This is a genomic window from Priestia megaterium (assembly GCF_023824195.1).
GTDB lineage: Bacteria > Bacillota > Bacilli > Bacillales > Bacillaceae_H > Priestia > Priestia megaterium_D.
Genome location: NZ_CP085442.1, coordinates 1,835,741 through 1,856,511, shown reverse-complemented (window position 1 = coordinate 1,856,511; position 20,771 = coordinate 1,835,741). Strand labels below are relative to the sequence as shown.

The following is a 20,771-nucleotide window of genomic DNA, read 5'->3' as shown; positions in this document are numbered from 1 at the left end:
TATTGCTTATCGGTATTATCGCAAAACAACCCTAGAGTTATAACTCTAGGGCTATCTAAGTAACCATTGCTAAGATAGAATAAACTTTATTTATTTTTTTAACAACGCTTCTAATTTCATAAACTCATTTTCATTTCTGTCTGCAGGGTAAATTCCTGTATTTTCCCTAAATTTGGTTCAGCTCTAGATATTCTTTTAATGTTTGCTGTAATGTCCCTTTTGCTTCTGCCTTGTCCTCAAAAGAGATTCCTGAGTGAATCATTGTCCGCACCAGGTCAGCACGTAAACCTGTAAGAATAGCTTTACATCCCATCATTGAAATTCCAGTTAATATTTTTTGAAAATGGTCAATAACATGCATCTCCATGTTGGCAATTCCAGAAAGGTCTATAACTAATGTTTGAATCCTTAAATCTGATATGCCTATCAATACTTTCTCCTCAATCGTTTGGATACGATATGTGTCCACCATTCCGATCAACGGTAATACAGCTACAGATTGGCTAAGTGGTATAATAGGCACCGATAGATGTTCAACTAAGTCCCTCTGGGAGGCAATTAATTCATCTTTATATTTGGAATAACTAATGAGAAAAGTGTTAAGAAATTGATCAATCCTATCATTAATACGCTTCTCCAAGGCATAAAATTCTTCACGGCTGCTAAATTGGTTATTTATTCGATCATATTGGTAGAGAAAATGCCACAACGTTCGCCTAATGGCCTGTACCCATTCTAGTTTGAAGGCAAGAGTTAAGGTGTGCTCCGCCCAGGCTACCCCTTCTTGCTGAGCGAAAGCAATGAGTTGTTCTTCTTTTTGCTCTACGACATATAGAGCTAGCTTTTGAGCATTTTTTAAAAGATCAATATTTCCAGTTTCTAAAATGTCATTAATCTTAGAGGCAACGTTAACTGCCTCTGATAAGAGTTTATCCTCAAAATTCTGTTTGTTGTCTCTGATAAAATCAGTCATTTTCTCTCTCTGATTATAAATAATCTCCATTTTAAATTCTCCCCCTTATTTTTTGATTATAATTAGCTTTAAATAATCAATATCCCAAAGTAAAATGTCATTTTTTCATTGTCTATAAAGAAAAGTCTTCCTTGTACGATCCGCAATAGATATGGCTTAGATAAAAAATGCTAATTCTTTTATAACCAATTTGTAAATCTTGAACATAACCATGGTAGTGCCACTTCTTTCACCATGATAAAGGGTCAATGGAGGTTATTTTCACTGGCTGATATCCATTCAGATAGTTCATCAAAAATGTTCTGCACTTGTTCTTTATTTAATGTGTTAACATTCTCCCATGCACTAGAAATATAAACCTCTAGATGATCGGGATAGGAAATGGATTCAGTAATAAGGGCTTTATAAAATAAAGGATTACCGCCTTTATCTACTTCACCCTTACATCTATAGTTTTCAAACGTCCAACCATCTGTTGTTTTTTTAAAATGATAAAGGTCCTTATACCCCCACAGAGGACTGTATATTTGCATTTTGAATCTAGATGCACTACTCAATTTCAGATACCTTCTACCTCCTCAAAAATATCATTTTTAAATAAGACTCTTTTTATTTTTTACCCTTAAAACATATATTTTATATCCATCTTTTTTACCATATATATTGAGAATTGCTAACTATGTTGCATTCGTCATATAGCACCTAATCTCAATACAACATTACATTTTTTTGTTTTTTTACAAATTTATTTCATTTTTGAAATCTTTATTTCAATTATTGGAGGTAATAACTTATAAATATACCCTATGTTAAAATGGATTAAACTTTAATTTGTAAAATTTCTTTAAATAGTGAGAAAGGGGTTTGCTGATAAATGACAATAATAAAGATCAAAGAAATGTTAGAAACTTTATTACGGTATGAAGATAGTGACATCACTCATACCTTTTGTAGTGGAAATAATACCTTTTCTCTCAGTTATTCTAAAGAACTAAAGAATTTTCAAGTGAAGAATATTGAAACGGGCCATGTTGAACATTTTCCGGATGTAGAGACTACATCTTTAGCTTTGTATAGAATAATAAGTATTGTGGAAAAAGAAGTCACTGAGTAATAATCCACTTTTAAAGTTTACATAACAAATATTATCGGCAATCAAAGAGGTTGGGTATCCAAAGGGTACCCAACCTCTTTTTTAAGGTGAATCTTGTTGAACGCCTCCGTTAGTTGAAGAAGTTTTTCTTATCTATTCGACAGTAATAAGTATATGTTCTTCTATCTTTAAATGAATTATGTTAATCTCTTTTTATTTTCAAAAATGTATTGAAATCCATATAAGAAAAAAGCCTTGTAAAAGAAGTATAGGAAGAATTGAAATGCATTTAGTCGAACTAATTTAAATAATTTTATCTTTGTAAATAAACTTTTAGCTAGAAATGTAAAAAATAATTGGAAAAGAGCATTTAGCATGATAAACTTTTTGAAATTTCCGTATGTCCATTTTAATGACCATAAAGCCACAGCCAACATTGGACCTATTAAAAAAGGAAATTCATTATGAATAAAGGAATGTGGTTTATTATAGAAAGACCACCATCTACGTTTCTTTCCAATAGGAACATCAATACAATTTATTAAAAACACAAAGATAAAGGCTGGGAAAAATCTCTTTATACTACGCCATTCCAAAAATGATATTGATATCCATGAGAGTAATATCATTGCAATATTAAATAACCACTTATTTTTCATTGACATATTTAAAATTCCTTTTACTTTTTTATTTAGAGTGTCTTTTTTTAAAAAAAGTATTCATTCATGGTTAACTGATTTGAATTACTTTTGAAACTAACCTGCACCGTTAGTTTAAGTAGATACCTTCACAATATCAATAGAGTAAATCCTATTGATAAAGAGTTTTTCTATCTTAACGTTGTAAATCCGCATAATCCTGACGCTCCCCCAGCATGTGTTAATTTCGTTAGTTCTCTTTTTGTTTCATTAATCGCATATGAAGTATATCCGACTCTTTAATACCTACTATATACTCTTTAATGAATTGAAAGGAATATAATAGAGTTTCTCTAAAGAAAAGTATTAAGAAATACTGTAGTTTATTTATCCTTACCAAGGAAACAATCCAACCTTTTTTAAAAAAATTAATCCAGGAAAAACGAATAACGTATGTAGTATGAAATTATATTTAAAATACAAACGTAAATTCCCCAGGTACACCTCTTTAATTATTAGGTAATTCCTTTCGATCATTTGCTTCTGGTGGTTTTTCTATCCAACCCTTTTCAATCATAATATTCCCCCAGGTTGTAGCAATTTTCAAATCTCTTAGCATAGATGCCTCACAATGTCCTATTATGTCAATCCTCATACTTTCAGCCATCGCCGTAGCATAATAGACCATAGCTAAATTAAACATAAAACCTATATGAAATAGCATCAACTTGTCTGAGAAAGGTGAAATAGTGGAAGTTGTAACCTGTGTGTCCAATAATCTTGGAGAATGAAGATTTTCTTCATGTAGGATTGAAGAAAAAATATCAATATGTTTAGCACATATATTTAAACCATCATTCATAAATTTATGTACTTTTTTATCCTTGGTTACTTGCTGAAATCCAAGAAGAAGACCTTTTACTAAAATACTCTTTCTTAGATTAGAGTATATATTTCCGACTTCCATCGAATTTAAAGGTCTTTTCTTCCCAAAGATATTCATCGCATATGCTATATCTGTAATGAATTCAGTTTTTTGTGGTGTAGAAAAATAAGGGGCTTTTTCATAAAATCCCTTAGATAAGAGAATATCAATTGATTTGTCATAAACATTCATCGCATCCATATTACATTGATAATAATAATTTCGAATATCCTTCCGAATTGAACGTCTGTAGGACGTGCTGTATCCAGATAATCCATGCGTCGTCATATCATGTATGTACTCTAACCAAAAAAAATCTGTAAATAAAGGAGGGGCTTTCAGATTTACATCTTTTTCCGTAAAACCATTTGGTAGAGGAAAACTCTCGTCATTTAAAAGTTTTTTTAGCGTTTTAAGATGCTTTTCGGATAATTCTAGGCAAAATTTAAAAAGAGAACGAACTTCATTATCTTTAACTGTTGCTAACACATATTTACTGATACAAATTGCCATTGTCTCCTGAATATATTGCACCCACAGACTTGTTATTTCTGAGGATGTCAATCTCATGTCGTCCTTAGCCAAATTTGTTACCTCCAATAGTATATAAATGCTACGCAATATGTTGCCCTAAATCTTTATATTTATGACAATCAGAGTGGCTTTTTTAGAAGGATTTTACCTTTATAAGTCCAAATAAGGTGTTATATTGACTTATAAAGCGATTGAAGAGTATAGAAATGGAGGGAAGTAAGTTGCCTAACAAAAAGTATCCATACTATTTTATAAAGTTAGGTAAGTAATATTATGTAAAGGATTCGTGGAGAAACGTAAAAAGGAAAGAGATATCCAGTTATGAATTTACAAATGATGAATCTGTAGCATTTCCCATTAACGAAGAGTCCATTGCTAAACAAATGGCAGATGAATGTGAAGGCAATATTTTAGTGAAAAATGGTACGTTTAAGGATTATATTCGTCAAGGAGAAAAATGGAATAATTATATAAAATACAAAGAGTAAAACTTATGGATAACATATACATTAAAGTAAATGCTAAAACTAATCAATTTAACGAGATACTTTATCATTTACTTAACGTAATGGTTTTTCTAGGAAGCCTAAATGAAATCCTGATTTTTAATAGACCCTTCTAATAAAAATATTAAAATATGTAAAAAAGACTTAAGGAGAAATAAAGATGAGAGAAGACTTAATTTGTATGACAATTTACAATCTTATGTTAAAATATTATAGGAGCTGTATTTACAAATTTCATTATTGTAAACAACAAAAAGCTATCTCAAAGATGGTGAGATAGCTTTTTGTTGTTTCATGAGACCGAATAGGTGACCTTAAATAAGGTTATAAAGGTTATTATACGGTTTTTTGTCATATATGTCATCATAAAGTTTCTGACATTTTTAAATTTTCCCTATCAAATAATGCTCTACAACTCCGTTATTTGATGACCATTGAGGAAATTGCCGAAAATGCACATTATCGCTTAGAGAGCTAACTTTATAATTAATTTTATTAATACTCATTAAAATATTCTTGGATCTTTTTAGGATCCTTTGTTTTAGTTAAAGCAAGCATTAAGAGAATACGTGCTTTTTGCGGATTTAACGAATCGGACGTAACAAACTGATCCTTATCATCTGATGTTTCATGCGTTACAACCCCACTTCCTACACGGCTAGATCTAGTAATAACGACTCCTTTTTTAACTGCATCCCTAGCACCTGCTAAAGCAGCATCAGATAATAACCCATTTCCAGCTCCTGCAACTATTATTCCTTTTGCACCTGCTTTTACAGCTGTATCATAAAAATATCTAGAATCATTTTGATACCCATATATGATGTCTACTTGAGGAAGTTTATCAAATTTTGACACATCAAATACTGACTGTGTTGTATGTTTACGAGTCGGTTCATTATAAAATAATACCTTATCCCCAGCTATTTCTCCTACGTATCCCTGTTCTGGAGACTTAAATGTATCAACTGCTGTTGTATGGGTTTTCGTAATATAACGAGCTGCACCAATTCGGTCGTTAAGCGCTACTAAAACGCCTTTATCTCTTGCCTCTTTAGTAGAAGCAACTTTCACTGCATTATATAAGTTTAGTGGCCCATCTGCACTTATAGCTGTAGCTGGTCTCATTGAGCCGACCACAATCACAGGCTTTTCACTCTCTACTACTAAATTTAGAAAATAAGCTGTCTCCTCCATAGTATCTGATCCGTGTGTCACTACAATCCCGTCAACCTCCTTAGACGCTAATAAAGTATTAATTCGTTTGGCTAACTTTAACAAAATTGAATTACTCATATTTTGACTGCCGATATTTACGATTTGTTCTCCACTCACATTTGCTAGTTTTTTCAGCTGAGGAACAGCCTTAATTACTGTTTCAATATCAAGAGCTCCTGATTGGTATCCAGTTGTATCCGTACTACTCTTAGAAGCACCTGCAATGGTACCGCCCGTAGCCAAAATCTTCACGTTCGGTAAATCGTTTTTTACTGAATTTTTTACTGTCATTTTAGAAGCATTAACAGATGATAAAGTCCCAGAAAATAATATGACGCCTGATAAAAAGGTGATTCCTAATATCTTCTTTAGTTCCATATGTATTTATCTCCTTTTATGTAAAAGATATTTTCTGGTATTTTTGACAAGCTATGCTTAAAATATTCTAATATTATTTGTTAATAAATAAAGTAACTACCCAAAGTAGTAGCAGGCTTAAGCCTGCTTTTGATACATAAATGTTTCATAGCTTAATTGAGCAAACTACTCAAGACGTCGCAAGGCTTCAATCATCTGGTTGAATAAATGTAACAGAAAAACCTACTGAATACAGGATCAGTAGGTTTTTCTGTTTTTAAGGTGTATACACTATACATCTTTAGTTACCATAATGTGCTTTATCGGTACAAACAAGATTTAACAAATTACGTTCAAAACCAGCATTATATGTAGTATACTTCAATTACCATAATTTTCTTTTTTGAGATGTACAAACCAAAATTAAACGCGAGGTGAATACTTTTGTTAACCTTTATAGCAGGATTGGCCATTTTATGGGGAATTGTCATTTTCTACTCATCTTTATTTAAAATGAAAAGAAATGATTATAAAAGTGAGAGCCCTATCGGAGTAAGTGGTTATATTGAGTTTGAATTTTTAATCAAATTATTGAACAAGTTCCCTTGGCGTATAACTAAAGCATTGACGATCCTAATTGGATGTTCTTTCATAACTCTCGGAACAATTACGTTGTATACTCTATACAAAGTTAGTTAAAATAATGTGATTTCTAGGAACAAAGACAACAAAGAAGCGTTACTCATTTAATTGACATAATATATTAGTGATATATTGACAGATATAACAAAACGAAAAGGGAGAAATATCCAAAATGAAAAAACGCTTGTGGAATTGTGGCATTCTCATCGGGATTATTATTCTTCTAGCTATTGGTATACCAAGAATAACAAGTAATGAAGCACGCTCTTTAAGTTCACCAAAAGAAGAAAAGAAGGTAGAACAACTTGAAGGAGATTTCCGAAAATGGTCACTTAGACCACTAGATAAATTTATGGTGCAAAGTTACCAAGCAAAACCGAATGGACACCAGTGGGACAGTGTGAAACAAAAATCAATTAAAAATTATCGCGTTACATATTACACGTTTTTTGGAATCCGTTACATGGAAGTAGAAGTTAGTTGAATCTAATATTTATAACAATATTGAGCTTTTAATAAGTGGAGGGGTATAAAAAAATGTTTATAATTGAAACTATTGTAGGCCTCATTTGCTTCTTTATTGTCAATATTTTATACGATACGTATATTACTAAAAGAAATAGTTCTTTTATACAATTAAGTATCATTTCAGTAGTTCAAACTATTATTGCAATGAGTATTTATAACATTGTTTGAAAATCTTGAATCACTTTAAGACCCGTACATAATAGAATTGTGTACGATATACAAATCCAGTTAACTTAATACTGCTTATTTATTCACTTAAAGTGTTTTTTAGAAATTAAAGATTGGAGTTAGTATAGTTTCATGGACACCATTTAATTAAGTCCTTACAATTATTTTTGAGAGGATGTGTCCGAAATGGAACATAAACGTGCAGGCAAAAAATACAATGATGAGTTTAAGAAAACCATTGTGGATTTATATCATGCGGGAAACTCGGTTAAAGATTTAAGCAGCGAATATGGCGTATCAGAAGTAACAATCTATAAATGGGTGAAGGCATTTACGCCTATCAGTTCAGAAGAAGGTTCTCTAACACCGAAAGAATTAGCTGAGATTCAGAAGGAAAACCTTCGGTTAAAACAAGAATTAGATATTCTAAAAAAGGCTATGGCCATATTCGCGAAAAAGTAACAGAAGCAGAGCTCAACCATTTTATCGAGACATATAAAGAGCAATACAGCGTTCAGAAAATGTGCGAAGTGTTAACGATTCCAAGAAGTAGCTACTACAACTCGTTCAAAAAAACGGTATCAAACCGCGAACAGGAAAATCAGAAGCTGACGAAAGAAATCCAACGAATTCATTTGAAAAGTAGAGAGCGTTATGGTGCTCCGAAAATTCATAAGACCTTAGTAAACAATGGGTGTTATCTAAGTCTAAAGCGTGTTCAGCGCTTAATGAAACGGGCAGGAATTCGTTCGATTACGAAGAAAAAATACCGTCCCTATCCGTCAAAAGAAAAAGTTATACAACTGAATAATCTGTTAAAACGAGATTTCTCTACCCGGACGATTAATGAGAAATGGGTGGCAGATATTACGTATATTCCTACAGTAAGAGATGGTTGGTGCTATTTAGCGTCGGTATTAGATTTACATTCTAAAAAAATCGTTGGGTATTCTTTTTCTCGTTCAATGACATCTGAACTGGTCATTGAAGCACTTCAAAACGCCTACACTGCTCAGAAGCCCCGAAAGGACTTACTTCTTCATACGGATCTTGGCTCACAATACACCAGTAGTGAGTTTACTCAGCATGTCCACAAATACGAGATGAAGCAGTCTTTCAGCCAGAAAGGTTGCCCTTATGATAATGCCTGTATAGTGGAGTTTCATGCCATATTAAAGAAAGAAGAAGTGTATCATACGCAATACACAGACTATTCAGCTGCAAAATTAGCTATGTTTCAGTTTATAGAAGGATGGTATAACCGAAACAGAATCCATAGTAGCCTCGGCTATCAAACCCCTCAAGCGATTGAGGATCAAATGAGAAAAACAGCTTAAGACTTAACTTTTTTGTGTCCAAATTATTGACTCAAATCCATTAGGAAGGTGGTATTAAACGTTGTACTCCATTGTTGCTCTTCCATTCCCATCATCTTCTGTTAGCTTAATCAATAGTATCTTTATGATAAATCAAAAGAACACATAAAAGAAAAAAGAAACACTTACGTACTAGATATTTTCCACCTTTAGACATCATTACTTGTAGTAACTTCATGCTTTTATTCTGTGTTTGTCAGGATGATTCCTGTAAATAAAGGTGTTTCATTTGATGCCTCATCTTTTTCTTAATTCGGCAAAGTGCATTATCCACTGTTTTGTGAGGAATATCTAGGTTTTTAGAGATTTGGATATAGGTTTGACCCTTCATATATAGGGCAAACACTTCTTGTTCGATGGCTGATAACATTTCTTGCAAGATGTATTCTCTCTCTTTTTTATTCTCGCTTTCTACAGCCGCCTTTTCCGGACTTACTGCGTAAGGATGAGGAAGTATTTCCATAAGGGTTATGTCGTCTTCTGCTCGTTTTGAATTTCTAGATGTGTTTAAAGAAAGAGCATTATTTAAAGGCGAATGTTTTTGACGATTCCCTGCCTTTATAGCTGTAATAAGTTGACGTGTAATGCATAGCTCCGCAAAGCCTCTAAATGAACTCTTCCCTTCTATTCTAAAATCTCGCGCAGCTTTATATAATCCTAACTTTGCCTCCTGTAAGAGATCCTCTCGATCTCCTCCTAATAGGAAGTATACTTTTACCTTCGAACCGACTAAATATTCATATTTCTTTACTAGTAAGTTGAAAGCAACCTCGTCGCCCAGTTGAAACGCTTGAACACTCTCTTCATCACTTAAAATTGTCTTTTCTTCTCTTGGTTTTACGTCAGCTAATATGTTCATTTGCGTTCCTCCTCTTCTCTTATGCTTTCTGTGTACTTTATATTATAAAAAAGAGAAGTTATAAAAAATGTCGAAAAAGCAATGAGTAAAAAGAATATTTAAATAGAAAGAAGAGAGACATTACACAAAATCTCATTAATGAAAATAAAAACAAGATCCAACAAGACAAAAGGTTAATGGATCAAATTGATGAACGTATTGACTATCGTCATGAGCATGCTATAAAACAAAGAGACTCAAACAATAAAGAATAAAAGCCACCTGTAATTGCAACTTCAATTATTAATTTTTGTCTAACGATTGAGGAGAAGTTCACGAGCAAATAGTAGTTTTTCCTGCTTTCTATACAAATTTATGAACTAGACTACTTTTAAAAAATAATTTCTTATTTTATGAATAAACGGTCCTTCTTTTACACATTTTAACTTTATAAAAAGTAAAGGAGTTGCATATAATGGCAAACAATAAAAATAGCAACACAAATGAACTGTTAGTATATGGCGCTCAGCAAGCAATTGACCAAATGAAATATGAAATTGCTAGTGAGTTTGGCGTCAATCTTGGTCCTGATACAACTGCCCGTGCAAATGGATCAGTAGGTGGAGAGATTACAAAACGTCTTGTACAAATGGCGGAACAACAGCTTGGTGGCAATAGCAACCGATAATGTGATTCTTCTAACTAAATGTGTATACAAAGAAGAAATGGGTTTCCATTTCTTCTTTTCTTATTGTTATGCATTTCTCTTCACTTTCATTTATAAAAGAACCTACGTTCTGTTTCCCTAAACCATATGATATATTTTTGGTCTACATATTCTATATATACGAAGAGATGAGGTAGTTATCTGTGAAAAATGCTGAATTCATGGAGGAAGTTTCTTAAAGATCAGAATTAACAAAACAAGATACGAAAGAAGCTATAGACGCGTTATTTGAAACCATTTCTATGACCCTTGCAAAAGGCAAAAAAGTTCAACTTGTAGGGTTTGGCACATTTGAAGTGCGTGAACGTGCAGAGCGTACAGGCCGTAATCCTCAAACAGGAGAGGAAATGACGATTCCAGCAACAAAGGTTCCTGCTTTTAAACCGGGAAAAGAATTAAAAACAGCTGTTAAATAAATATACCTTATAAGCAAGTCCCCTCTAGAGCTAGACTTCTAACGGGGGCTATTTTTCATGGTGAAAAACTTCTAAATACCTACACCTAACTATTATCTAATCAAGGTTTCTATTTTCTTGAGTCGTCGTCTTAGAGTTAGAGGTAGGTTCTTTGCCAAGTCTAGGCTTCCAATTTCCTAACTTATTTTTTAAGTAATCCTTTAAAAAATCACGTTTCTTTTTTCGTCTTTTATCCCTGTTTTTCATAAAAACTCACCACCTTTAGGTTACTTAATAGATGCAATTTATTCTTATTATAACTATGGTGAAAAACTCATTCTTTATGCTAAATCTATAAGTAATAAGTAGTTCATCTTACTGGTAAAAGGTATACTTTTGGATTGTTTCAACGTATTCCAGAAGACGCTTCCTATTGTAAAAATAACAAAATTAGAACGTGAAGAACAATCAGGTGATTCTCATATGTATTGTCATAATCAATAATAAAGAAAGCAGGTTAATAAATATTAACCTGCTTTTCAGACTAATGAGAAACCTTTTAAGTTCTCGTTAGAAAGGACTGTATGATTTCGTAGAAGAAGCATCCTCGTTCTCAGAGGTAGAAACTTTCTCTTTGAAGTTAGTTAGACCTGCTGTATGAAACTAACACCCTATGTTTCTAGAGAGTGTTTTTTGCACTAGAATCTCTATTTTGGCAATACTTCAAATGCTAAGAGTTGGGTTACTTGGTTACGATTGAAATTATCATCTGAAACTAGAACTAAACTGTCATGTCCATTGAGAAGTTTTGGCCCCCAGGATATCCCTTCAATATTGTCCAGTACCGATAAACCTAATGTTGTCAAATCCAGAATAAGACGCTTTTTCACAGGTTTAAATTTGTGTCCTTGTAGTGAATGAATATTACTGATATCACTAGCCCCGCGTGTATCTAATTCATAAATACGGATATAATTTTTAAATGTTCCATCCGCGCTTTGTACACCAGAACGTTCAATAGTTAGAAGTTTGTGTTTATTTACAGATAAAATTTCTGATACTCCGTTATCTGCATACTTACCAGGGCCAGGCTTCTCCGGAATAGCATCAATAGGATATGCATATTGTGCTAATAGCTTTCCATTACGGTCATATTGTGTAATTCGTGAAAGCGCCCCATTAGTTGTTGTAGGTACAGGCCCATCCTGATATGAAGGGGCTTCCATGGAAACCCATAAGGAATTACCGTCGTTTGCAAAGGTAATTCCTTCAAAAGTTAAATTATCACGTGGTCCAATCTCGTGTTCTGGTATCATGTTAAATTGTTTCGCTAAAGGTAAATTACCCAAATATTTCCCTTCTCCAGTCGCATGCCTTACGAAAGGATTTAAGCCAAGAGAACGATTTCCCTCGCTTGTATACCAAACACTTCCGTCTTTTGGATCTAGACGTATAGATTCAAAATCTGGTACTTCTCCTCCCTTTACAGCATATTGCGTTTGATTAGGATAGTTTGTACCATTGGCTTGTTTTAAAAAGTTCGTTCCTGTCAGTTTAACCGAATCAAAATTCTTATTATTGTAGTTCAATTGAGCTGTATAAAAACGGGCAGGACTGTTATCCGATTTGTCATCACTTATCATCATCCATGTACCTTGCTTAGCGTTATAGGAAAGTCCTGATAGCCCTCCTACAACAGTACCTTGAAATTCTTTCTTAAAAGGGATCCTTTGCTCTCCAATCATTTTTAGGCTTCCAATATTATGCGTTTCTTTTATATTGTATTCCCAATTTTTATTTTGAAATGGTTGATCAGCTTTTTCTTTATTATTTTTAGCTGCATTCGCAGGAGTAGATATAGCTAAAAAGGAACCTAATGCCATAATACTCAAGACTTTAAAGTAATTGCCTGATTTTTGCTTATTCATAATAACCTCCCGAATTTTTAAAATAAAATGGGACACATATAATACGATAGCAATCAGACGTGAATTTTTGTTTAAAGGAACATTAATCCATTGTAAAGTTAGTTTGAGTAAGTATGCATCTCATGATACATACTTAGAAGACAGCCTCATTTGACTATAGAAATAATTAAAGGATTGTTTACCTCTGATGATGTACAAACCCTATTTCTTTATAAAAGTTTGTGCTGCGAGTATTCCTCTCTATTTCATTACACCCTTGAATGTACAGTTCTTCTAAGGCTGCCTTGATTAATTCTTTGGAATAACCTTTTCCCCGATGGTTAGGCAGAACATATACTTCATAAATGAAACCAATATTTTGCTGTTTGAAGTAATCCCTACTGATATCTAATAAAATCCAACCTTTTAAATAGCCCTTTTCTTTTAATATAAGGTAATATCCCCCATGATCTAAAATTTTTCGAATGATATTTTCCATTTGTCCATGAGAAGGTTCAAAGGTATAAGCAGTCGCTTCCTGAACAGCGTCTACAGCATTCCTTATAATCTCTTCTAAATCATTTTCATTAGCTTTAGTAACCATATGCTCACCTCTACCATTATTAGCTTTTTATAAAATTAGGATTCTCTATACTTATGCAGATGCATATAAACAATAAATTAAATCAACTATGCATTCTTAATGATATGAAAGAATCAATTACTCTAACTTATTTAGTGGTGAAAATTAAATACATATCTAAATTACTTATGTATTCAATGAGAGATCGGAGAAAAGAAATGTGGATTGAATGATAATCATAGATTATAAGATATTCTGAAAAGATTAAAACGAATAAAATGGTAATCAAGCTTTTAACGAGGGGAAATTGCCTAAACTGGGGGTTTAAAAGAAACTTACTGACTGTATATATAAACATCACTAAAAAATACACCATCATGATCTGCGATCCATGAAGGGGTAGATGCCAAACTAATATATACACAATAAGTACCATTAATAAAAGAAACGAAAGTTCAATTCCATTAAAAAAGTCATCCATTTTATAACACCTTTTCTATATTAATTCACAACTAATCTCCTTAGAAAGTACAAATTTACAATAAATTTACATGTTATTTACACATTCTTTACAATATTGTATACAATTTCATATTATATTTCTAGATATTTTCGCCTTTTTGTCATACAAATTTATAACTTGTACATATATGTAAATTTTTAGTAGGATGTAAAAGAAGAAAAAATAAAAGGATTACGATTAGAGAATCGCAATCCTTTTTGACTAAAGAGGCTATAAAGTTATAAAAGCATTAATTTACGTAAGCTACCTAACGAGGCATTACCTAGTTTAACTAACTTGTGCTTAAATTCATTTACTGATCGATTATTCATTTCCTTAGAGCTCTTTGCGGTATAAGCCATTTTACAAAGTAATTCTTGACTGTTAACTACTTCTGTTTCACCCCCGCGCTCCATATAATGATACTGTCCCTGTGAATCTTGTTCACGAGCCTTTGAATTATCTTTTAGCATGAGATCTAACCATGTATAAATTCTTTGCTTTAAATGATCTTTTAAAATAGGGAAGAGAATTTCTACTCGATTTTCCATATTCCGTGTCATGAGATCCGCAGATGATAAAAATACTTTTTGTTCTCCGTTATGGTGAAAACAGTAGATTCGCGTATGCTCTAAGAATGTCCCTACAATACTTCGGACTTTGATATTTTCACTAACCCCTTTGATTCCTGAACGTAAGCAACAAACTCCACGTACAATAAGATCAACTTTCACCCCTGCATTTGATGCCTCATAAAGTTTTATGATAATTTTTTTATCTGTTAGGGAATTCATTTTAGCAATAATATGGCCATTTCCATATTGATGATGATAAGCAATTTCTTCATTGATTAAATCTAAAAATGTATCTCTTATGTCAAATGGAGAAACCGATAAATGATGATACTCTGGTTTCTCCGTATAGCCACTTAAGTAATTAAAAAAGTTGGTTGCATCAATTCCTATCTGTTCGTCTGATGTAATTAAACCTAAATCCGTGTAAATCCTTGCCGTAGCATCATTGTAATTACCTGTTCCTAGATGGACAAATCGTTGAATTACCCCTTTTTTTTGGCGCAGAACCAGGGTGATTTTACTATGTGTTTTTAAACCGGTCATTCCATATAGTACATGGCACCCTGCTTTTTCTAATTCCTTGGCCCATTGTACATTATTTTCTTCATCAAACCTTGCCTTAAGTTCTACAAGAACCGTTACCTGTTTTCCCTTTTCTGCAGCTCGTTCCAGACTTTTAATAATAGGAGAATCTCCACTTACCCGGTAAAGAGTTTGTTTGATAGCCAATACGTCTGGATCATCTGCAGCCTGTGAAATAAAATTAACGACAGGTTCAAAGGACTCGTAAGGATGATGAAGTAAAACATCTTCGTTAAGTACTTTTTCAAAAATATCTTTCTCCCCTTCTAAGTCTTGAGGGGGTTGAGGGATAAATGAAGGGACAACTAAATGTTCATGAGTCGATTGAATAGACTTATAGAATGAAAAAAGAAACGTCAAATCAAGAGGTGCCTGAATGTAATAAATATCTTTATCATGGATTTCTAGTTCGTCTTTTAAGTAATTAACCATTTGCTGATCGTGGCAGTGCTTTTGTACTTCTAATCTTACAGCTGCCCCCCATTTACGCTTCTTTAGTTCCTCTTCTATTTCTTTTAGAAGATCTTCTGCTTCATCTTCGTGGATGGTTAAGTCTGCATTTCGCGTAATACGGAAAGGCGTTACAGATTTAACCTGATAGCCTTTAAATAATTTGTGAATAAATTGGGTGATAACTTGTTCTATTAAGACGAAGGTTCTTGTCCCCTCATCCCCAGGCAACTCGATATAACGATTTAGTCCTGCAGGAACTTGTACAATTGCTAACTTTTCAATCTTAGACGCTGTATCGCCTGTGCTCTCTTGCATCTTCCCTTCAATTCGAATGGCAAGATTTAAAGATTTATTTAAAAGCATAGGAAAAGGCCGGTAGGCATCAATAGCCATAGGAGTTAAAGTAGGAAAAATCTGCTTATCAAAGTAGGCTTCTAAAAAAGATAATGCTGTAGAGGTTATTTTTGTAATTGATACAAATTTCACATGTTCCTTCGCTAATAGAGGGGCTAATTCATATATGTATACGTCATCTTGCTTGTCTACAAGAGTATGCGTTATCTCAGAGATAGCATTTAGTTGCTCCTTTGGTGTTAACCCAGCCTTGTTTTCAGGTAGATTAAATCCAGCTTTTACTTGATCCAGTAAACCAGCTACACGGACCATAAAAAACTCATCTAAATTCGAGCTGAAAATAGATAAAAATTTATATCGTTCTAATAAAGCATTTCGCTCATCCATTGCTTCTTCTAATACACGTTTATTAAAATCCAGCCAACTTAGTTCGCGGTTATTATAAAAAGAAGGACTCTCTAAATCCATTAATCTGTTGTCTGTACTTGATGTTTCCATGATATAAACCTCTCCCTTATCCAAGTATCATTATGTGTATATTTAGAAAATAACACCAGTATATGAATATGAAGTGAATTTTTTGTAAAGATAATGTAAATTTGTAAATTATAATTATGGTTAATGGATAAGTTTTACTTCTGTTAACAATTGTTCAGTTCATGTATTATTGTAAATTTTATGTTAATAATATGTGTATTTTAACAATTAGAAGGTGTCTTTGATTATCCTTAATAACAATAAAAAATGTGGGGTGAAGTGGTTATATGAAACGGGAAAGGGTATTATATAACGAAACGGAATACATTGTTTTATTTAAATATTCCTCAGGTTATTGGGAAGTAAGAGATGCCCAAAAAGAACGTTACTCTGAAGTGGAACTGGTTCATCACTCTCAGTTAAAAGACTATACCAAAGAAAATATTCACATTTCACATGCAAGATACACATAAACTTCTAATGAAAAGAGTGATAGATAAATTGAAAAGAAAAGTTGGAATTATCGACATTGGTTCTAATACGACGAGACTAGTCATATATGTACAGCCACAGAAGGGGGTACCTTTCAAAGAGGTAGAAAATATAAAAATGGGCGTGCGTTTACGAACGTATTTAAATGATGAAAAAATAGTAAGTAATGAAGGAATTTCTTTATTAATAGACACTCTTCATAGTTTCCAGTCACTGCTTCATCATTATAAAGTGACAGATATAACTTGCGTAGCTACTGCAACCATTCGTCAGGCAAAAAATAAGGAAGAGATCTTGCATATCGTTCAAGAGAAGACAGACTTTACTCTCACGCTTTTAAACGAATATGAAGAAGCTTTTTATGGTTATACAGCTGTTACCCATTCTACTGATATAAAAGAAGGAATCACGGTTGACATGGGGGGAGGAAGTACAGAAATAACCTATTTCCGCAATCGTGAACTGATTGAATATTGCAGCTTTCCATTTGGATCTTTGTCTTTAACACTTGATTTTGTGAAGGGTTCGGTTCCTAATGATGAGGAGAAAAAACAAATTCGTCAATATGTACGAGCGCAACTTGAAGGGATTCCATGGATTTTTAATAAAACGGTCCCTCTTATTGGAATGGGAGGAAGTGCACGAAATCTTGCACAACTTCATCAACACTTAATTAATTATCCTCTATCCGGTATCCATCAATATGAAATGGATGTATCAACTATTCAAGAAATAAAAGAAAAACTTAAATCGTTAACATTGACTGAATTGCAAAAGTTAGAAGGTCTGTCTAAGGAGCGTGCTGACACGATATTACCCTCTATAGAAGTATTTGATATATTACTGGAGGCATCTAAAGCGACCCAATTTATCATAAGCAAAAAAGGGTTAAGAGAAGGAATTCTATACAACAAAATCGACAAACAAGATGATAGCTCCACATCCTTAGTAGACATAGGTATTGAAGAAATTATTTATGATTTCCATATCAATATTGATAATAGTAGACAAATGATCAAAATAGCAAATGTCATCGTAGAACAAGTTAATAAAATAAACAAGATGGAAGGGTACATAACGAAACAAGATAGAATGTTGTTAGAGCAAGCATCAAGTATTTTCCACCTAGGAAAATACTTGAACGAAGAATCCAGTAGCCATCATACTTTCTATTTACTTTCTAATCGATCAATTTTAGGTTTATCTCATCGAGAGCGTGTGAAACTCGCTCTTGTAGCTTCGTATAAAGGAAAGAGAACCTTTCGCCAATATATAGAGCCTTTTAAAGATTGGTACACAAAAGAGGAACAAAAAAAGATGTGTTTACTAGGTTCTATCTTAAAAGTAGCTCAGAGCTTAAACATCACTAAACGTAATGTGGTTGATGATATAAAAATTTCCTCTAAAAATGATGGTTGGGTCATGGATATACGATGTCATGGTGATTATAAACCTGAAGAGCATCGAATGGAAAAGCAAAAAAAACACCTAGAAAAATCATTGAAAATTTCCTTAACCCCTAATTTCAATCGATAATTTTGCTATACTATTCTAAATAAACCTCCACCTAAACCAGTGGAGGTTACATAATTTTATCGAAAGTACTGATATAATTAATAGACGTTTTTATTTTATGGTATCCAAATCGGTTAATAATGCTAGTTCTACTTGATAAGAATTACTGATTTTACGAATTTCACAATAACCAGAATTATAAACATGAATAACTTTAAAACGTTTATCCATATACAAAACCTCTGTGTCAACCTTATGAATTGTCATACTTATTCATAAACCTCCTATGTTTTTTAATCCTATCATCCTAGTAAAAAACCGTTTAAATATAGATTAACTACTCATGATGGCTAAAAACATGATAAAGGGCAAGGTGTTCCTAAGAGTTGCGTAACAAAATGTAATTTTGCTCTTGAGATTATTGTATAATTTAGGAAACGTTTTCGCCAAGGATAAATTATAAATTTACATTTATATTTAAAATAATGACAATTCTTAGTACAGACATAATGATTAATACTTTTATTTAAAATAGGTTTTACTAATTAATCATCTTTCTGAAAAACGTTGACATATCAAGAATGTATAAAAAACTACATAAACGAGAAAATAGCCTGATCTAGAATTCCTACTGTCTGAACTGAACCCATTTTCCAACATAGAGAAGAACTAGGTATTTATTTTCACCATAGCACTTTATAGCTTTATAAATAGGAATTTATGTTTATTTGTCCATGTGAAAATATGATATATTATATACATATCTATAACACGACATATTATAACTAATCTAGATAATCACAAATAAAAGCTCTACTAATCCATAAAATATGAATACCATTAGGAGCGTTAGTACAGGTTACTAACGCCCTTTTTACTGTCTTCTTCACTTTAGATTTCTACACGAACTGGAGGGAGATAACATTGAGTGAAAATCAAAAGCTATGGACCAAGGAGGAAGATTTATTCCTGGAAGAACAATATGGACAGATGACGTTCCAAAGAATTGGTGAACATTTAAATCGTAGCAAAGAATCGGTTAATAAACGGATCATACGATTAAATCTTCGTAATGAAGAGACTTGCTTACGAAAAAAATGGACAACGGAGCAAGATACTTTCCTAAAAGAAAACATTCATCTCATGAACAATCGTGAAATAGGAAATCGTTTAGGTAAGAGCCCTGCTTCTGTTGCTACTCGTATTAAAATTTTAAAACTAACACGAAAAGAAACACTTCGTAGATGGACGGAGCAAGAGGATGAATATTTACTAAAATATTATGGATCCAAATCTCTTGGACACATATCCAGACGCCTACAGCGAAGTATACCAGCGTTAGAGTCTAGATTAAATCGCTTAGGTATATATGGAGTAAGGGCTCATACAGGAAATATTACGGTGTATGAACTAGCAAAGTGCCTTCAAATTGATGTTCATACCATTTATAACTGGATTCAGAAAAATAGATTGCCCTATAAAATCACGAGGGCAAAAACACGAAAATTTATAGGGATCGATGTATTGGCCTTTTGGAAATGGGCTGAACAGAATAAAGAACTTCTTAACTTTTCTAAGATACCTAGAAATACTCTAATTCCAGAGCCTGATTGGGTAAAGAAACAAAGAAGATGTGATTATTCTAATCGTCCTAAACATGAAAATAAAAAATGGACAGAAGAAGAAGATGCTCGTCTATGGTATATGTTCTACGAGGAAGGTCGTACTCAACAAGAAATCGGCCAACTAATAGGACGATCAAGGCATGGGGTTCAACGAAGATTAAACCGATTACGCAAAAAGAAATTGACCAGTTAAAATCCTTGTCCTTCACTTCTTTTAAATTATGGGTATTTCATTTTATAAATTCAAATAGAATCACTCGGAAGAAGTTCTTTGTCCTTTTTTTAAAAAAATAATTACAAACAGAAGATTTAGTTGTAAAATTCACGATTATGATTAATAATTAGTCTATCTTATATAGAAAAGGTGATAAAAATGGTAACAGAAGATTTAACTCCATTTACTTTAGTTAAAGACTTAATTGTTTTACCAACACCTTGTAATGATGTTATCTACTATCCTGCTAACTTAGCTACCTTAGGAATTCAAGGGAAATACTCTGTTTTTCAAACTTTAAGTCGTAAAAGTGGGCTAGCTTATATAGCTATTACTCAACCTGATACAACTAAATTTATATTAGCTGGGTCTAGAAATTCAATGAATGAATTATATCAATCTATTCCTTGGCCTGAATATGAAATCACGAATGAAGACCATACGTTTTATTATAAAACAGCTCCCTCATTCCAAGCATTAGAAGATTATTTTAATAATCTTAAGAAACACTAATTCATTGTACGGATGGCAGTACAAGAAAACCTTATTCCAGATGAATATTCATAACAAAGAC

19 protein-coding genes and 1 pseudogene are annotated in these 20,771 nt (G+C 32.8%); 10 read left to right on the top strand and 10 right to left on the bottom strand.

Features of this window, described 5'->3' with window-relative positions:
- Window positions 1–166: 166 nt before the first annotated feature.
- Both LIS78_RS09425 and LIS78_RS09420 read right to left on the bottom strand, forming a co-directional pair.
- Complete coding sequence (locus tag LIS78_RS09425; protein ID WP_209151441.1) at window positions 167–1,003, bottom strand: STAS domain-containing protein; 837 nt, start codon at window positions 1,001–1,003, stop codon at window positions 167–169.
- A 215-nt stretch (window positions 1,004–1,218) separates the two neighbouring features.
- Window positions 1,219–1,530: a hypothetical protein gene (locus LIS78_RS09420; RefSeq protein WP_245210680.1), complete on the bottom strand. Its 312-nt coding sequence runs from the start codon at window positions 1,528–1,530 to the stop codon at window positions 1,219–1,221.
- 317 nt (window positions 1,531–1,847) lie between these two features.
- Between LIS78_RS09420 and LIS78_RS09415 the strand changes: the two genes are divergently transcribed.
- Window positions 1,848–2,087 (top strand): hypothetical protein, encoded by a 240-nt coding sequence (locus LIS78_RS09415; protein WP_252285033.1) that lies wholly within the window; start codon window positions 1,848–1,850, stop codon window positions 2,085–2,087.
- Between the two features lie 176 nt (window positions 2,088–2,263).
- Here LIS78_RS09415 and LIS78_RS09410 read toward each other — a convergent pair whose 3' ends face one another.
- The 3 genes from LIS78_RS09410 to LIS78_RS09400 form a co-directional block, all read right to left on the bottom strand.
- Entirely contained in the window at window positions 2,264–2,731 is a 468-nt protein-coding gene (locus tag LIS78_RS09410; protein ID WP_209151439.1) for a hypothetical protein, read from the bottom strand.
- A gap of 481 nt (window positions 2,732–3,212) precedes the next feature.
- Window positions 3,213–4,214, bottom strand: a complete 1,002-nt coding sequence (locus LIS78_RS09405; RefSeq protein WP_252285032.1) for a DUF3231 family protein — start codon at window positions 4,212–4,214, stop codon at window positions 3,213–3,215.
- Between the two features lie 950 nt (window positions 4,215–5,164).
- The gene (locus LIS78_RS09400) at window positions 5,165–6,265 is read right to left on the bottom strand and encodes a type II asparaginase (RefSeq protein ID WP_252285030.1); all 1,101 of its coding nucleotides are present in this window, start codon (window positions 6,263–6,265) and stop codon (window positions 5,165–5,167) included.
- A gap of 793 nt (window positions 6,266–7,058) precedes the next feature.
- On the opposite strand from LIS78_RS09400, the gene LIS78_RS09395 reads away from it, so the two are divergent.
- Complete coding sequence (locus tag LIS78_RS09395; protein ID WP_209151436.1) at window positions 7,059–7,370, top strand: hypothetical protein; 312 nt, start codon at window positions 7,059–7,061, stop codon at window positions 7,368–7,370.
- A 398-nt stretch (window positions 7,371–7,768) separates the two neighbouring features.
- Window positions 7,769–8,919, top strand: a protein-coding gene (locus tag LIS78_RS09390; RefSeq protein ID WP_434092341.1) for an IS3 family transposase whose coding sequence is annotated in 2 segments (ribosomal slippage) — window positions 7,769–8,009 and window positions 8,009–8,919 — 1,152 coding nt in all. Because the reading frame shifts where the segments join, the coding sequence is not laid out codon by codon here.
- Between the two features lie 235 nt (window positions 8,920–9,154).
- Here the strand turns inward: LIS78_RS09390 and LIS78_RS09385 are convergent.
- Window positions 9,155–9,817, bottom strand: a complete 663-nt coding sequence (locus tag LIS78_RS09385; RefSeq protein ID WP_209151435.1) for a sigma-70 family RNA polymerase sigma factor — start codon at window positions 9,815–9,817, stop codon at window positions 9,155–9,157.
- Between the two features lie 119 nt (window positions 9,818–9,936).
- Between LIS78_RS09385 and LIS78_RS31585 the strand changes: the two genes are divergently transcribed.
- The 3 genes and pseudogenes from LIS78_RS31585 to LIS78_RS09375 all read left to right on the top strand — a co-directional run.
- Window positions 9,937–10,071: an FbpB family small basic protein gene (locus LIS78_RS31585; protein WP_350495074.1), complete on the top strand. Its 135-nt coding sequence runs from the start codon at window positions 9,937–9,939 to the stop codon at window positions 10,069–10,071.
- A 200-nt stretch (window positions 10,072–10,271) separates the two neighbouring features.
- Window positions 10,272–10,484, top strand: a complete 213-nt coding sequence (locus LIS78_RS09380) for an alpha/beta-type small acid-soluble spore protein (RefSeq protein ID WP_209151433.1) — start codon at window positions 10,272–10,274, stop codon at window positions 10,482–10,484.
- 218 nt (window positions 10,485–10,702) lie between these two features.
- A pseudogene (locus tag LIS78_RS09375) lies at window positions 10,703–10,939 on the top strand (HU family DNA-binding protein); the annotation flags it as partial.
- A gap of 96 nt (window positions 10,940–11,035) precedes the next feature.
- On the opposite strand, the gene LIS78_RS09370 reads toward LIS78_RS09375, so the two are convergent.
- The 4 genes from LIS78_RS09370 to LIS78_RS09355 form a co-directional block, all read right to left on the bottom strand.
- The gene (locus LIS78_RS09370; RefSeq protein ID WP_168797094.1) at window positions 11,036–11,185 is read right to left on the bottom strand and encodes a hypothetical protein; all 150 of its coding nucleotides are present in this window, start codon (window positions 11,183–11,185) and stop codon (window positions 11,036–11,038) included.
- Between the two features lie 440 nt (window positions 11,186–11,625).
- Window positions 11,626–12,846: an esterase-like activity of phytase family protein gene (locus LIS78_RS09365; protein ID WP_252285027.1), complete on the bottom strand. Its 1,221-nt coding sequence runs from the start codon at window positions 12,844–12,846 to the stop codon at window positions 11,626–11,628.
- Between the two features lie 178 nt (window positions 12,847–13,024).
- Window positions 13,025–13,429: a GNAT family N-acetyltransferase gene (locus tag LIS78_RS09360; RefSeq protein WP_209151432.1), complete on the bottom strand. Its 405-nt coding sequence runs from the start codon at window positions 13,427–13,429 to the stop codon at window positions 13,025–13,027.
- 720 nt (window positions 13,430–14,149) lie between these two features.
- Window positions 14,150–16,372 carry an RNA degradosome polyphosphate kinase gene (locus LIS78_RS09355; protein ID WP_252285025.1) on the bottom strand — a complete coding sequence of 741 codons (2,223 nt, stop codon included), beginning with the start codon at window positions 16,370–16,372 and terminating at the stop codon, window positions 14,150–14,152.
- A gap of 266 nt (window positions 16,373–16,638) precedes the next feature.
- Between LIS78_RS09355 and LIS78_RS09350 the strand changes: the two genes are divergently transcribed.
- The 4 genes from LIS78_RS09350 to LIS78_RS09335 all read left to right on the top strand — a co-directional run bounded on the left by LIS78_RS09350 (window position 16,639) and on the right by LIS78_RS09335 (window position 20,710).
- A complete protein-coding gene (locus tag LIS78_RS09350) occupies window positions 16,639–16,824 on the top strand; it encodes a hypothetical protein (protein ID WP_209151430.1) in 186 nt (61 codons plus the stop codon).
- A gap of 28 nt (window positions 16,825–16,852) precedes the next feature.
- Window positions 16,853–18,379 carry a Ppx/GppA family phosphatase gene (locus LIS78_RS09345; protein ID WP_209151429.1) on the top strand — a complete coding sequence of 509 codons (1,527 nt, stop codon included), beginning with the start codon at window positions 16,853–16,855 and terminating at the stop codon, window positions 18,377–18,379.
- Window positions 18,380–19,282: 903 nt separating this feature from the next.
- The gene (locus LIS78_RS09340; RefSeq protein WP_209151428.1) at window positions 19,283–20,176 is read left to right on the top strand and encodes a MarR family transcriptional regulator; all 894 of its coding nucleotides are present in this window, start codon (window positions 19,283–19,285) and stop codon (window positions 20,174–20,176) included.
- A 180-nt stretch (window positions 20,177–20,356) separates the two neighbouring features.
- Window positions 20,357–20,710, top strand: a complete 354-nt coding sequence (locus LIS78_RS09335) for a hypothetical protein (RefSeq protein WP_209151427.1) — start codon at window positions 20,357–20,359, stop codon at window positions 20,708–20,710.
- The last annotated feature ends 61 nt before the right edge of the window (window positions 20,711–20,771 follow it).